The sequence below is a fragment of the Micromonospora sp. IBHARD003 genome, assembly GCF_056106285.1.
Genome location: NZ_JBWBBX010000001.1, coordinates 2056021 through 2070021 on the forward strand (window position 1 = coordinate 2056021; position 14001 = coordinate 2070021).

Here is a 14001-nt window from a genome sequence, read left to right on the forward strand (position 1 = left end):
GCCGCACACCCACGCCCGGATTCCCTACGAGGAGGCACCCCCGTGACGTTCCTGCCGACCGACGAACAGCGGGCTTTCACCCGCTCCCTGGACGCTCTGCTGTCGGCGGCGGACACACCGTCGGTGACACGGTCCTGGGCCGCCGGCGAGCCCGGTCCCGGGCGCGCCCTGTGGACTCGGCTCGCGGAGGCCGGCGTCTTCGCGTTCGCCGTGCCCGACGCCTACGAGGGCCTGGGTCCGCTGCCCGTCGAACTGACTTCCGCCTTCGTGGAGTTGGGCCGCCATGCGGCGCCCGGACCGCTGGTGGAGACGGTGGCCGCGGCCGTGCTGCTCTCGGCGCTGGACGAGCCCGGCCCCGCGAAGCGGCTGCTGCCGGGGCTCGCGGCGGGCCGGACCACGGTGTCCCTGCTCCTGCCGGACGCGGGACCGTACGCCCTCGACGCGGACACGGCCGACTGCCTCCTCGTGGTCGACCCGGACGACGCGGGGCGGCCTTCGCGGCTGCGCATCGCGCCCGGACACCACGGCCCGGTGCGCCCGTCCGCCGATCCCGCCCGGCGTCTGGCGCTGCCCGCGCCCGGTGGTGAGCTCCTCGCCACCGGGCCGGACGTGGCACGCGCCGCGCGAGAGGCGATGACCTGGGCGCGGCTCGCCACGGCGGCACAGAGCCTGGGCGCCGGGCTGACCCTGCTGGAGCGGACCGTCGCGTACGCCAGGCAGCGCACCCAGTTCGGGACGGCGATCGGCTCCTTCCAGACCGTCAAGCACCGGCTGGCGGACACCCTGATCGGGCTGGAATTCGCCCGGCCGCTGCTGTTCGGCGCGGCACTGACCCTGGCACCGGCCGATGTCGCCGCGGCGAAGGTCGCGGCGGGCGAGGCCGCGTACCGGGCCGCCCGCACGGCCCTCCAGCTGCATGGCGCGATCGGCTACACGCAGGAGCTGGATCTGGCCTGGTGGCTCCGCAAGGCGCGGCCGCTCCGGGACGCCTGGGGGACGCCGGCCCAGTGCCGGGCGGCGGTACTGTCCGGCTGACGGGCGGCACCACGGCCCTGCGGTCAGATCTCGAACCAGTCCAGGGCCACCGGGCTCTCGGAGGGGTCGAACCTCTGGTGGAGCCCAACGAGTGCGGCGACCACACGGGGGTCCCACCCCGGCGTCCGCACCTTGTACGCGTCGGCCGCGCCACGGAAGACGAGGTGGGCACGGTGTGACTCGTCGCGCCAGACGACCCGGCGGGGCGCACCGAAACCGCCGTCGTCCCCGGTCAGGAACACCAGGATCAGACACAGCAGCGAGAGGGGCTTTCCCACCGGCCACCACAGCAGCCACCAGCCGAGACGGCCCTGGTAGCCCTGGAGAACGGGGCCCGCCACCGGCTCCACCGTCCATCGCGTACGGCCGATGTGGAACGCGCGGCGACGGCGCAGGGTGATCCGCGCGAGCGGCGCGCCGAACGGATCCTCGACGTGATACACCCCAGGGCTGCCGCTCGCCCTGGAGCCGAGGCGCTGCACGGTGGTCACCCGGGCGAGCGGCGCCCCGCTCTCCTCCGCAACGAGATGGAAGACACGAAAGGGGTCCCCGCCGGGCGGGAGTCCCCCAGCGTCATGGGAGAGCCTGACGGCCCCGTCGCCCCAGGCGACGACCGGCGGCATCTGATGGCTCGCCCCATACGTCACGCGTCCCTGCATCTCGTGCTCCTCCCCCGTGCCCGGCACTCCGGCGGGCCATGATCCCACCGTGATCACCAGCGGCAGCAGGAGGGGGTGGACCCCCAAGGGGCAGCGGGAATCTCAGCGCGTGACGGTGCGGGCCGGGCTGTCGTCGTTGCCGCGCCGGATGGTCCGCAGGGCCCGACCCGGCCCCCAGGTCTGCAGCACGAGCTCATCGCCGTCGACCGCGGTCCGCACGGCCTCGCCGAGCTCGACCCTGAAGAGATGGAACGGCTGCGGCTCGCCGGTCTCCGTCTGGAATCGCGCCTTCATCTCCGGGTCGGTCACCTCCACAGCCCGTCCGGCGATGCGGACGTCCCCGTCCTCCATGGACGCGTCCGACCCCGGATTGGCGTGGATCGCGAGCCGGGGATCGCGGCGCAGATCACGTGCCTTGAGGGAGTTCGGCATCATCCCGAGCCACAGTTCACCGAACCGGAAGTTCACCTCCAGACCGGTCACCCGTGGCGATCCGTCCGCGCGGAGCGTCGCAAGGACATGGTGTGTGTGCTTCTCGAATCGCTGCTGCACGGTCGCAGCGAAGTCCGGCTCCGCCGCCTGGAAGTCTGCCCAGCTGAACGTCATGACTCCATCGAAGCGCGAATACCCGACATCTGCTGTCGTGATTGGGCCGATACGGGGACGCGTGGGGAGCCTGGGGACCTGCGCGGTCGGCAAGCGACAACGCGAAGCCGCCGACCCGAACGGCACTAGCCTTCGCTCGTGGGCATCGGCCTCCGCTGCCGCGCGGACGTCCCTCAACCGGATTGCGCTTCTACGGGTTGCCGCAGAATCGTCCTGAGCTTGGCGGGGTCACTCCTGCGTGGGTCGCTGAGGTAGATCTCGTGGTGCCACCCCGCCTCCCGCAGGTTGTTGGCGGGGAGGTAATCGCGGTGCAGCCTGGTCAGGATCGGTGTCTCGTCGTCGTAGGAACCGATGTGGAGGACCTGGGCACTGGTGCCCTCGTGCAGCGTCTCCGACCGAACGTCCGGAATAGCCGGAAGGTTTTTCTTGGTCAAGGCGGTGTGCTTGGCGTCTTCGATCATGTCGTCAGTGATCCAGTCGGGGACGTTGACGAGCAGTCTCCATCGCCAGTTGTCCTTGAGCCTGGCCAGGAAGTCGTCCATGTCGTCCGCCCACCACAGTCCCTCCAGTGGGCCTACGACGAAGTCCTTGCCGAGGTCGCCTTTGCTCGCGAACTTGGCGGTGTAGGCGACCGCGTAGAGCGCCTCGACCGCGTGGCGGTACGCGGCGGTGGTGTTCGGGTCGCCGTGCCCGTCGATGGAGAGGAAACGGAGTTCGGGGATGTCGACGAGTTCCCAGTCGGTGTTCTTGGGCGCGTAGCACGTCTTGAGCTCGCGCTTGACGTCGTACTTGGCGGTCATGCCGAGGAACCTTCCTGTGAGTAATCGTCGTTACGGATCAGCAGTGCTCAGCAGCCGCTCGACGTCCTCGTCCCCGGTGGCCATACGCATCGCCCCCGCACGGAGTGCCGATCCGCAGCACCTGAATTCCGGCCTCCGGACCATGGCGGTCAGGACCGCACGATGCCCATCCTCCGAGCACTCTCCAGCCACACCGGAAACTCCGACACCAGTCGGTCGTACAGGTCGGCATCCGGCACCCGGCGCGGGTCCTGGCCCGCGTGGAAGAAGCCGGCGTTGTCGACCGGACGCCTGGCCGGGACGGCCAACTCGTCCAGCTTGCGCAGGAAGTCGAACTGCTTGCTTCCCGGGTCGCCGAAACCGATGAACTGCCAGAACATCGGCAGTCTGGCGGCCTTGCACAGATAGCGTTCGGCGGCGAGCTTGTTGATCGGCCCGCCGTCGGTCTGGAAGACGACGAGCGCCGGTGCCGTGGCGCCGCTGTCCAGGTAGTGGTCGATGACTGCGTCCATCGCCAGGTGGTAGCTGGTCTTGCCCATGTGCCCGAGCCCGGCGACGATCCGGTCGATGCAGCCCTCGTGTCCGGCGAGCGCGATCTCGGTCTCCGCGTCGATGTCCGTGGAGAAGAACACGACCGGGACGTGTCCGTCGTCATCGAGGTTCGCGGACAGCCCGAGCACCCGGTCGGCCAGGGCCTGAACACTGCCGTCCTTGTAGTACGGCTTCATCGAGCCGGAGTAGTCGACGACCAGGTAGACGGCCGCGCGCTGACCGCTCAGCCCGTGCTTCTCCAGCGAGACGCCCGCGCTCTTGTAGAGGCTGACGAGGGCCGGGGCGGTCTCCTCCATCTTGCGCAGGCTGATGGCCGCCATGGTGCAACTCCGTTCGCCGTACTGATGGACGCGAGGGCCAGGGCCGTCAGCCCGTAAAGGCCCTGCCCTTGACGGCGCTCACGAAGACCGCCCGGCCCGCATCCCCGAAGACGAGCGCGGGGCCCTGCGGGTTCTTGCTGTCGCGGACGGGGAGGTCGTCGGCAACCTCTACGCAATTGCCGCCCGTACCATCGTTGTAGGACGACCAGCGCCAGATGATGTTGCTCAACTCCTGCGCCGTGTTCATACGTTCCCGTAGTCCTCTGCCATCGATTCCAGCAGTCCGAGGGTCGCCATCGGCGACAGCGCGGCGGCCCTGGCGAGATCGTATGACCTCTGGCAGCGCTCGACCAGTGGCGGGATCGTCGATGAGCCGGCCACTGCCCGCACCTTCCGTGGAGACGACGGGCACATGTGACGGAGCCCGTTCGCCGGGAAATGCCCAGACACTGCACGGCAGTTGGCGCCTATGCCTCGCGTACGGCGTTCAGGCAGCGGGCGGCGTGGGCGTGCAGGGCGTCGGCGAGTTCGGGTGGCGCGTTGGTGAGAGCGAAATCGGCGTCGACCGAGGTGATCATCCAGGCGAGGTCACGGGGGCTGTCGGCGCCCAGGTGCAGTAGGCAGCTGTCATCGTCAACGGGCTCGATGATGCCCATGCCGGGCCAGATGCGGTCGGTGACCGCTGCGGCGGGCTCGTGCAAGGTGACAGTGGCCTGGAACGGCCAGGTCCGCGACGACAGCCGGTAGGCCAGGTAGGTGGCCACGTCGGTGCCGGGGAGTTCGCGGTGGGTGAACCGCGGTCCGGTCGGGGTGCGCGGAGTGAGCCTGTCCACGCGGAAGGTGCGCCAGTCGGTGCGGTCGGTGTCCCAGGCGACCAGGTACCAGTGGCGGTCGAAGCTGACGAGGCTGTGCGGCTCGACCAGGCGCGTGCTGTGGCTGCCGCGAGGGCCGGCGTAGTCGAAGCGCAGCCGCTCGCGTCGGCGGCACGCCTCGGCGATGGCCATGAGGGTGTCCGCGGAAACCTTGGGAGTCGGGGGGATGCCGGCTCGGACGGTGGCAGTGTGCAGGGTGTTCACTCGGTACCGCAGCCGGCTGGGGAGCATCTGCTCGAGCTTGGTGAGCGCGCGCAGCGAGGACTCCTCGATCCCGGCGACCGAGCCGCCGGCCGCCGTGCGCAGACCGACGACGACGGCGACGGCCTCGTCGTCGTCGAGCAGCAGCGGCGGCAGGGTCGCTCCGGCCCCGAGCCGGTAGCCCGCAGTGCCCTGAGTGGTGTCCACCGGGTAGCCGAGCGCACGCAGCCGTTCCACATCACGGCGCAGGGTGCGTCCGCTCACGCCGAGGCGTTCGGCGAGTTCGGCCCCGGACCAGTCGCGGTGGGTCTGCAGCAGGGAGAGCAGCTTCAGCAGCCGCCCGGAGGTCTCAAGCATGCGGTAAGACTGCCGGAAGGTGAGGACCGAAACTGACCTAAGCGAGCCGTAGCGTCGCAGCCATGGCGAACACAACACCCAGCAGCGTCCGCTCCTTTCGTATCGACATACCGCAAGCCCGGCTCGACGATCTGCAAGCCCGACTGGCCGCAACCCGCTGGCCGGACGAGCTGCCCGGTGCCGGCTGGAGCCGCGGGGTCCCGGTGGCTTACCTGAAGGACCTGGCCGAGTACTGGCGTACCGCCTACGAATGGCGGTCGCACGAGGCTGCGCTGAACACGCTCCCTCAGTACATGACCACCGTCGACGGGCAGAACATCCACTTCCTGCATGTGCGCTCCCCCAGGGCCGATGCCACGCCGCTGATGCTGCTGCACGGCTGGCCGGGCTCGGTGGTGGACTTCCTCGACGTCATCGGGCCGCTGTCCGATCCCGACGCGCACGGCGATGATCGGGCCGATGCGTTCCACCTGGTCATCCCCTCGCTGCCGGGGTTCGCCTTCTCCACTCCGCTGGCTGGGCCCGGCATGGGCGCAGCCCGGATGGCCGGGGCGCTCATCACGCTGATGGACCGACTCGGCTACACACGCTACGGCGTTCAGGGCTACGACACCGGTTCATGGGTCGCCCCGGAGATGGGCCAACAGGCACCGGACCGCGTGCTCGGCGTCCATGTCAACGCCCTGATCACATTCCCTGTCGGGGCGGAGGGCGAGATGGACGGCCTGACGGATGCCGAACAGCGACGCTGGCATCGGCTGCAGAACGTCAACGACGGTTATCTGCAGTGCAACTCCAAACGTCCGCAGACGGTGGCCTATGCCCTCACCGACTCCCCTGTCGGCCAGCTGGCCTGGGTCGTGGAGAAGTTCAAGGAGCTCACCGACCCGGAAGACGCGCTGCCCGAGGACAGCATCCACCGGGACCGCATCCTGACCCAGGTCTCGCTGTACTGGCTGACCGCCACCGCCGCCTCAGCCGCCCAGATCTACTACGAGGAGATCTCAGCGAATGCCTGGAGCGAAGCCGCAACCGACGACTGGGCCGGCCCCGGTGTCGCGCGCGACACCGAATGGAGCGACGGTCAGAGCGACTGGGCAGCCGGTCCAAGGGAGACCGTCCCCACCGCCGTGTTGCTCTCCACCCACGACGTGACCATCCGCCGCTGGGCCGAACGCGACCACAACATCGTGCGGTGGACCGAACTCGACCGTGGCGGCCATTTCCTCTCGATGGAAGCCCCGGAACTGCTCGTCAGAGATGTACGCGCGTTCTTCGACAAGGTGCGCTGACAGGAAGCGCTCCCGAACCCTCAACGGCAGGGCGTAACAGCCCCGCTCATCGAGCATGCAACCAAATGGGGACCACCAAGCGGGGATAGGAGGAGAGGCAGGGATCTTCAAGGCTCTGACCGCGTTCCGTGAATCCCGAACGCGGGGCGGCTGGGCCTGGTACCCGACGCTGCCGTTGGTGACCGCCGCCTTGGAGTATGGGCGATCGGTACGCTGATCCCCATGGGGCTGGACATCACGGTGATGATCGCAGACTGGTCATGGCTGGGCGAGGTTCCGCCCCGGGAGCGGCTGCCGCGGCTGAGGAACGCCTGGTATGCCGACGAGACGGGGCTGTGGGATCACGACGCGCCGGCGGCCGAGGGCGACTGGGAGTGGCCACGGGGACCCAACAGCGCCTTCTTCGCCGTATACGAGTTCCTGCACACCTGCGGCTCGTTCAAGGCGCACTTCTGGGCCGGGCAGCGGTGGGAGTCCGTCCGCGACCACGTTGATCCTCTGGTGCGGGCTGAGTTGGACACGTTGTTGCTCGGGTTGATCTGGATCGGGCTGGACGGTGAGGCGCAGCACACGGATCCGGGTTTCTTCAGCGGCGACCCCAGTGGCTGTGAGCTGCTGCTCGCACGGTCACCGGACGGCGTGCGGGAGCTGGCCGCGACCTGGGAGCGGGTACGGCCTCGCCTGGACAGGATGCAGGGAGCCTTCACCGAGCATGCCGTCGATCCCGAAGGATGGGTCGGCAACTTCGGCGCATTCACCGACCTGCTGGCGGAGTGGGGCCACGTCCTCACCGAAGCCGCCCGACGAGGCTGGGGCATCGTGGGGGTGAGCGAGTAGAGCAAGGCCGTCCCTCGGAAACCGGGGACAGCGCTGCCTCGCTGACCACATGCAGCGGCGCCCGCCCAGAGTCCGGTCGGGGACAGGGCAGGCGCCGCATCTGTTCCGTACGCCTTTGTACGGGCAGTCTATGGAGGTGCGTCAGACCATCAGGGCACGGTCCGTCGGGCGGATCGGGGCCGGAAGCTCGCTCGCACCGGTGAGATAGCGGTCCACTCCGCGGGCCGCCGAGCGGCCCTCGGCGATGGCCCAGACGATCAGGGACTGGCCGCGGCCCGCGTCACCGGCGACGAAGACACCGTCGACGTTGGTCGCGAAGTCCGCGTCGCGCCCCACATTACCGCGCTCGTCCAGCTCGACACCAAACTGGGCGACCAGGCCGTTCTGGACGTCCGTGCCGGTGAAGCCCATGGCGAGGGTGACCAGCTGGGCCGGGATCTTCCGCTCGGTGCCCGGCTTCTGGGTCAGCTTGCCGTCCACGAACTCGACCTCGGCGAGGTGCAGGAACTGGACGTTGCCGTCCTCGTCGCCCTCGAAGTGGGTGGTGGAGACGGAGTAGACCCGCTCGCCGCCCTCCTCGTGCGCGGACGTCACCTTGTAGAGCATCGGGAACGTCGGCCAGGGCTGGCCCGTGTTCCGCTCGTCGCCCGGCCGCGGCATGATCTCCAGCTGGGTGACCGAGGCGGCGCCCTGGCGGTGGGCGGTGCCGACGCAGTCCGCGCCGGTGTCGCCGCCGCCGATGACCACGACGTGCTTGTCCTCGGCGGTGATCGGCGGCGCCACGTAGTCGCCCTCGACCACCTTGTTGGCGAGCGGCAGGAACTCCATCGCCTGGTGGATGCCGTTCAGCTCGCGGCCCGGCACCGGCAGATCGCGGGCGGTGGTGGCACCGGCCGCGATGACGACGGCGTCGTAGCGCCGGCGCAGCTTGGCCGCGTCGATGTCGCGCCCGACCTCCACGCCGGTGCGGAACTTGGTGCCCTCCGCGCGCATCTGCTCGATACGCCGGTTGATGTGCCGCTTCTCCATCTTGAACTCGGGGATGCCGTAACGCAGCAGTCCGCCGATGCGGTCGGCGCGCTCGTACACGGCGACGGTGTGGCCCGCCCGGGTCAGCTGCTGGGCCGCGGCGAGACCCGCCGGGCCCGAGCCGATGACCGCGACCGTCTTGCCGGACAGCCGGTCGGGCGGCTGCGGCTTGACGTCATTGGCGTCCCACGCCTTGTCGATGATCGAGACCTCGACGTTCTTGATGGTGACCGCGGGCTGGTTGATACCGAGCACGCACGCCGCCTCGCACGGGGCGGGGCACAGCCGGCCCGTGAACTCCGGGAAGTTGTTGGTGGCGTGCAGCCGCTCGCTGGCGGCCTGCCAGTCCTCGCGGTAGGCGTAGTCGTTCCACTCGGGGATCAGGTTCCCGAGCGGACAGCCGTTGTGGCAGAACGGGATGCCGCAGTCCATGCAGCGCCCGGCCTGCTTGCTGATGATCGGCAGCAGGGAGCCGGGGACGTAGACCTCGTTCCAGTCCTTCACCCGCTCGCCCACCGGACGGGTCTCGGCGACCTCGCGCCCGGTGGTCAGGAAGCCCTTGGGGTCAGCCATTGGTCGCCGCCTCCATCATCTTCTCGGTGGTCTCCCGCTCGGAGAGACCGGCGAGCTCAGCGGCGTCCTTGGCGGCGAGCACTGCCTTGTACGTGGTCGGGATGATCTTGCTGAAGCGCTCGACGGCGATCGGCCACTCGGCCAGCAGCCGCTCGGCGACGGTGGAGCCCGTCTCCTCGTGGTGGCGGCGCACGACGTCGTGCAGCCACTGCTTGTCGGTGTCGTCGAGCGCCTCGACGGCGTTCGCGTTGCCGGTGTTGACGTTGTCACGGTCGAGGTCGATGACGTAGGCGATACCGCCGGACATACCGGCCGCGAAGTTGCGGCCCGTCTCGCCGAGCACGACGGCGTGTCCACCGGTCATGTACTCGCAGCCGTGGTCGCCCACGCCTTCGGAGACCACCAGCGCGCCGGAGTTGCGGACGCAGAAGCGCTCGCCGGTGCGGCCGCGCAGGAACAGCTCGCCGCCGGTGGCGCCGTAGGCGATGGTGTTGCCGCCGATGGTCGAGTACTCGGCCAGGTGGTCGGCGCCGCGGTCCGGGCGGACGACGACACGGCCGCCGGAGAGGCCCTTGCCGACGTAGTCGTTGGCGTCACCCTCGAGGCGCAGCGTGACACCGCGCGGCAGGAACGCGCCGAAGGACTGGCCCGCCGAGCCGGTGAAGGTGATGTCGATGGTGTCGTCGGGCAGGCCCGCACCGCCGAACTTCTTGGTCACCTCGTGGCCCAGCATGGTGCCGACGGTCCGGTTGATGTTCCGGATCGCGACCTGGGCGCGGACCGGCTGGGCCTCCTCGGCCGAGGCCGCGGCCAGCGCGTCGGCGGACAGCTTGATGAGCTCGTTGTCCAAGGCCTTCTCCAGGCCGTGGTCCTGCTCGACCAGCTGGTGCCGTACGGCGCCTTCGGGCAGCTCGGGCACGTGGAACAGCGGCGCCAGGTCCAGGCCCTGGGCCTTCCAGTGGTTCACGGCGTTGGTGGTGTCCAGCAGCTCGGCGTGGCCGATGGCCTCCTCGATGCTGCGGAAACCGAGCTCGGCGAGCAGCTCGCGGACCTCCTCGGCGATGAACTCGAAGAAGTTCACGACGAATTCGGCCTTGCCGGTGAAGCGCTCGCGCAGCACCGGGTTCTGGGTGGCGATGCCGACCGGGCAGGTGTCCAGGTGGCAGACGCGCATCATGATGCAGCCGGAGACGACGAGCGGCGCGGTCGCGAAGCCGAACTCCTCGGCGCCGAGCAGCGCGGCGATGACGACGTCACGGCCGGTCTTCAGCTGGCCGTCGGTCTGCACGACGATGCGGTCGCGCAGTCCGTTGAGCAGCAGGGTCTGCTGGGTCTCGGCGAGGCCGAGCTCCCAGGGGCCGCCCGCGTGCTTCAGCGAGGTGAGCGGCGAGGCGCCGGTGCCGCCGTCGTGGCCGGAGATGAGGACCACGTCCGCGTGCGCCTTGGAGACACCCGCGGCGACCGTGCCGACGCCGACCTCGGACACCAGCTTCACATGGATGCGGGCGGCCGGGTTGGCGTTCTTGAGGTCGTGGATCAGCTGGGCCAGGTCCTCGATGGAGTAGATGTCGTGGTGCGGCGGCGGGGAGATCAGGCCGACACCGGGGGTGGAGTGCCGGGTCTTGGCCACCCACGGGTAGACCTTGTGACCGGGCAGCTGGCCGCCCTCGCCGGGCTTGGCGCCCTGGGCCATCTTGATCTGGATGTCGTCGGCGTTGACCAGGTACTCGGAGGTGACGCCGAAGCGGCCGGAGGCGACCTGCTTGATGGCGGACCTGCGCTCCGGGTCGTACAGGCGGTCCGGGTCCTCGCCGCCCTCACCGGTGTTGGACTTGCCGCCCAGCTGGTTCATGGCGATGGCGAGGGTCTCGTGCGCCTCCTTGGAGATGGAGCCGTACGACATGGCGCCCGTGGAGAAGCGCTTGACGATCTCGCTGACCGGCTCGACCTCGTCGATGGAGATCGGCTCGCGGTCGGACGTGAGACCGAACAGGCCGCGGAGCGTCATCAGCCGCTCGGACTGCTCGTTCACCCGGTCCGTGTACTTCTTGAAGATGTCGTAGCGCTTGCTGCGCGTGGCGTGCTGCAGCCGGAAGACCGTCTCCGGGTCGAAGAGGTGCGGCTCGCCCTCGCGGCGCCACTGGTACTCGCCGCCGATCTCCAGCGCGCGGTGCGCCGAGGGGATACCGCTGGCCGGGTACGCCTTGGCGTGACGTGCGGCGACCTCCTTGGCGACGACGTCGATCCCGGCGCCGCCGATCTTGGTGGCGGTGCCGTCGAAGTACCGGCCGACGAAGGCCTCGTCGAGACCGACGGCCTCGAAGACCTGCGCGCCGCGGTAGGAGGCCACGGTCGAGATGCCCATCTTGGACATGACCTTGAGCACGCCCTTGCCGAGGGCCTTGATCAGGTTGCGGATGGCCTGCTCGGGCTCGATGTCCTCGATGAACGTACCGGCGCGCAGCAGGTCCTCGACCGACTCCATCGCGAGGTACGGGTTGACGGCCGCCGCACCGTAGCCGATGAGCAGCGCGACGTGGTGCACCTCGCGGACGTCGCCGGCCTCGACCAGCAGACCGACCTGGGTGCGCTGCTTGGTGCGGATCAGGTGGTGGTGCACGGCTGCGGTGAGCAGCAGCGACGGGATCGGCGCGTGCTCGGCGTCGGAGTGCCGGTCGGAGAGCACGATCAGCCGAACGCCGCTCTCGATGGCGGCGTCGACCTCGGCGCAGATGTCCTCGATGCGGGCGGCGAGCGCGTCACCGCCGCCGGAGACCCGGAACAGACCGGAGAGCGTCGCGGCCTTCATGCCCGCCATGTCGCCGTCGGCGTTGATGTGGATGAGCTTGGCCAGCTCGTCGTTGTCGATCACCGGGAAGGGCAGGGTGACCGAGCGGCAGGAGGCCGCGTTGGGCTCCAGCAGATTGCCCTCGGGGCCCAGCGACGAGTGCAGCGAGGTGACGAGCTCCTCGCGGATGGCGTCCAGCGGCGGGTTGGTGACCTGCGCGAACAGCTGGGTGAAGTAGTCGAACAGCAGCCGCGGGCGCTCGGAGAGCGCGGCGATCGGGGAGTCCGTGCCCATGGAGCCGATCGGCTCGGCGCCGGCGCGGGCCATCGGGGCGAGCAGGACGCGCAGCTCCTCCTCGGTGTAGCCGAAGGTCTGCTGGCGGCGGGTGACGGAGGCGTGTGTGTGCACGATGTGCTCGCGCTCGGGGAGGTCCTCGAGCTCGATCTCACCGGCCTCCAGCCACTCCTGGTACGGCTGCTCCACGGCGAGGGCCGACTTGATCTCGTCGTCCTCGATGATGCGGTGCTCGGCGGTGTCCACCAGGAACATCCGGCCGGGCTGGAGGCGGCCCTTGCGGACGACCTTCGCGGGGTCGATGTCGAGGACGCCGACCTCGGAGGAGAGCACGACGAGACCGTCGTCGGTGACCCAGTAGCGGCCGGGACGCAGACCGTTGCGGTCGAGCACCGCGCCGACCTGGACGCCGTCGGTGAAGGTGACACAGGCCGGGCCGTCCCAGGGCTCCATCATCGTGGAGTGGTACTGGTAGAAGGCCCGCCGGGCCGGGTCCATCGAGTCGTGGTTCTCCCACGCCTCGGGGACCATCATCAGGACGCTGTGCGGCAGGGAGCGGCCGCCGAGGTGGAGCAGCTCCAGAACCTCGTCGAAGGAGGCGGAGTCGGAGGCGTCGGGGGTGCAGACCGGGAAGATCCGCTCCAGGTCTCCCTCGCCGAAGAGGTTGCTGACCAGCTGGGACTCGCGGGCGCGCATCCAGTTGCGGTTGCCCTTGACCGTGTTGATCTCGCCGTTGTGGGCGACGAAGCGGTACGGGTGGGCGAGTGGCCAGCTCGGGAAGGTGTTGGTGGAGAACCGGGAGTGGACCAGGGCCACGGCGGTGGCGAAGCGGCGGTCCGACAGGTCCGGGAAGAAGGGCTCGAGCTGGCCGGTGGTCAGCATGCCCTTGTAGACGACGGTGCGCGCGGAGAGCGACGGGAAGTACACACCGGCCTCGCGCTCGGCGCGCTTGCGCAGCACGAAGGCCTTGCGGTCGAGGGCGATGCCGCTGTTGACGCCGTCGGCCACGAAGAGCTGGCGGAAGACCGGCATGGTCGAGCGGGCGGTGGCGCCCAGCAGCTCGGGGGCGACGGGCACCTCGCGCCAGCCGAGGACGTTCAGCCCCTCCTCGCCGGCGATCGTCTCGATCTGTGAGACGGCGGCGTCCTGGGTGCCCTCGGGGATGAAGGCGATACCGACGGCGTACGCACCGGCATCGGGGAGCTCGAAGTCCGCGACCTCACGAAAGAACGCGTCCGGGACCTGGAGAAGGATGCCGGCGCCGTCGCCCGAGTCGGGCTCGGATCCGGTGGCACCGCGGTGCTCCAGGTTGCGCAGAACGGTCAGCGCCTGCTCGACCAGCTCATGGCTGGCTACACCGGTGAGGGTGGCCACGAACCCGACGCCACAGGCGTCGTGCTCGTTACGGGGGTCGTACATCCCCTGCGGGGCGGGGCGACCGTCCATGGGCGACCAGGCGTCGGAACGCATCGGCTCTCCCGTCGTCGTCGTGGCATGTTCAAGTGCCGAGGGACGACGTTGGCCCTCGCGAAATTTCGTGCAGGTTACATGATGGAGTGGTTCTCGAGAAGTGGATAACTCATTCCAGCATGCGGACACCGGCTGCTGGGGGTGGGCAGCGGCGCAGGTGGGGGCGGGTACGGACAGATCGGCATCCGTGGACCCGGTGACAGAGCAGGCTTCATTGCCCGCGGCGCTTACGGCTCATGCCCGGAGGGCAGGGAATCGAAACCGCCGGGGAACGGCGACTCATTCGAGCCAAACACAGTGTCGCACCGAGAACGGC

At 69.5% G+C, this 14001-nt stretch carries 12 protein-coding genes; 3 read left to right on the forward strand and 9 right to left on the reverse strand.

Annotated features, from left to right (window positions below):
• Positions 1–42 precede the first annotated feature (42 nt).
• Positions 43–1035: an acyl-CoA dehydrogenase family protein gene (locus tag ACTWOL_RS09140; RefSeq protein ID WP_474296089.1), complete on the forward strand. Its 993-nt coding sequence runs from the start codon at positions 43–45 to the stop codon at positions 1033–1035.
• Between the two features lie 23 nt (positions 1036–1058).
• Here ACTWOL_RS09140 and ACTWOL_RS09145 read toward each other — a convergent pair whose 3' ends face one another.
• From ACTWOL_RS09145 to ACTWOL_RS09175, 7 genes are all read right to left on the reverse strand, one after another.
• Positions 1059–1694: a hypothetical protein gene (locus tag ACTWOL_RS09145; RefSeq protein WP_474296090.1), complete on the reverse strand. Its 636-nt coding sequence runs from the start codon at positions 1692–1694 to the stop codon at positions 1059–1061.
• Between the two features lie 102 nt (positions 1695–1796).
• A complete protein-coding gene (locus ACTWOL_RS09150; protein WP_474296091.1) occupies positions 1797–2300 on the reverse strand; it encodes a pyridoxamine 5'-phosphate oxidase family protein in 504 nt (167 codons plus the stop codon).
• Positions 2301–2473: 173 nt separating this feature from the next.
• Complete coding sequence (locus ACTWOL_RS09155) at positions 2474–3100, reverse strand: GyrI-like domain-containing protein (RefSeq protein WP_474296092.1); 627 nt, start codon at positions 3098–3100, stop codon at positions 2474–2476.
• A gap of 149 nt (positions 3101–3249) precedes the next feature.
• Complete coding sequence (locus ACTWOL_RS09160; RefSeq protein WP_474296093.1) at positions 3250–3972, reverse strand: VWA domain-containing protein; 723 nt, start codon at positions 3970–3972, stop codon at positions 3250–3252.
• A gap of 46 nt (positions 3973–4018) precedes the next feature.
• The gene (locus tag ACTWOL_RS09165; protein ID WP_474296094.1) at positions 4019–4219 is read right to left on the reverse strand and encodes a DUF397 domain-containing protein; all 201 of its coding nucleotides are present in this window, start codon (positions 4217–4219) and stop codon (positions 4019–4021) included.
• Entirely contained in the window at positions 4216–4353 is a 138-nt protein-coding gene (locus ACTWOL_RS09170; RefSeq protein ID WP_474296095.1) for a hypothetical protein, read from the reverse strand. The genes ACTWOL_RS09165 and ACTWOL_RS09170 overlap by 4 nt, the downstream gene beginning before the upstream one ends.
• Before the next feature lie 86 nt (positions 4354–4439).
• On the reverse strand, positions 4440–5402 hold the full coding sequence (locus ACTWOL_RS09175) for a helix-turn-helix transcriptional regulator (RefSeq protein WP_474296096.1): 963 nt from the start codon (positions 5400–5402) through the stop codon (positions 4440–4442).
• A gap of 62 nt (positions 5403–5464) precedes the next feature.
• Between ACTWOL_RS09175 and ACTWOL_RS09180 the strand changes: the two genes are divergently transcribed.
• Complete coding sequence (locus ACTWOL_RS09180) at positions 5465–6694, forward strand: epoxide hydrolase family protein (RefSeq protein ID WP_474296097.1); 1230 nt, start codon at positions 5465–5467, stop codon at positions 6692–6694.
• Between the two features lie 222 nt (positions 6695–6916).
• Positions 6917–7531: a hypothetical protein gene (locus ACTWOL_RS09185; RefSeq protein WP_474296098.1), complete on the forward strand. Its 615-nt coding sequence runs from the start codon at positions 6917–6919 to the stop codon at positions 7529–7531.
• A 141-nt stretch (positions 7532–7672) separates the two neighbouring features.
• Here the strand turns inward: ACTWOL_RS09185 and ACTWOL_RS09190 are convergent, their stop codons facing one another.
• Both ACTWOL_RS09190 and gltB read right to left on the reverse strand, forming a co-directional pair.
• The gene (locus ACTWOL_RS09190; RefSeq protein ID WP_474296099.1) at positions 7673–9133 is read right to left on the reverse strand and encodes a glutamate synthase subunit beta; all 1461 of its coding nucleotides are present in this window, start codon (positions 9131–9133) and stop codon (positions 7673–7675) included.
• On the reverse strand, positions 9126–13685 hold the full coding sequence (gene gltB / locus ACTWOL_RS09195; protein ID WP_474296100.1) for a glutamate synthase large subunit: 4560 nt from the start codon (positions 13683–13685) through the stop codon (positions 9126–9128). Before gltB ends, ACTWOL_RS09190 begins: the two co-directional genes overlap by 8 nt.
• Between the last annotated feature and the right edge of the window lie 316 nt (positions 13686–14001).

Bases quoted from the DNA above. Each gene is read 5' to 3' on its own strand.
- ACTWOL_RS09145 (WP_474296090.1), bottom strand. From the start codon at position 1,694: ATGCAGGGACGCGTGACGTATGGGGCGAGCCATCAGATGCCGCCGGTC.
- ACTWOL_RS09150 (WP_474296091.1), bottom strand. From the start codon at position 2,300: ATGACGTTCAGCTGGGCAGACTTCCAGGCGGCGGAGCCGGACTTCGCT.
- ACTWOL_RS09155 (WP_474296092.1), bottom strand. From the start codon at position 3,100: ATGACCGCCAAGTACGACGTCAAGCGCGAGCTCAAGACGTGCTACGCG.
- ACTWOL_RS09160 (WP_474296093.1), bottom strand. From the start codon at position 3,972: ATGGCGGCCATCAGCCTGCGCAAGATGGAGGAGACCGCCCCGGCCCTC.
- ACTWOL_RS09165 (WP_474296094.1), bottom strand. From the start codon at position 4,219: ATGAACACGGCGCAGGAGTTGAGCAACATCATCTGGCGCTGGTCGTCC.
- ACTWOL_RS09175 (WP_474296096.1), bottom strand. From the start codon at position 5,402: ATGCTTGAGACCTCCGGGCGGCTGCTGAAGCTGCTCTCCCTGCTGCAG.
- ACTWOL_RS09180 (WP_474296097.1), top strand. From the start codon at position 5,465: ATGGCGAACACAACACCCAGCAGCGTCCGCTCCTTTCGTATCGACATA.
- ACTWOL_RS09185 (WP_474296098.1), top strand. From the start codon at position 6,917: ATGGGGCTGGACATCACGGTGATGATCGCAGACTGGTCATGGCTGGGC.
- ACTWOL_RS09190 (WP_474296099.1), bottom strand. From the start codon at position 9,133: ATGGCTGACCCCAAGGGCTTCCTGACCACCGGGCGCGAGGTCGCCGAG.
- gltB (WP_474296100.1), bottom strand. From the start codon at position 13,685: ATGCGTTCCGACGCCTGGTCGCCCATGGACGGTCGCCCCGCCCCGCAG.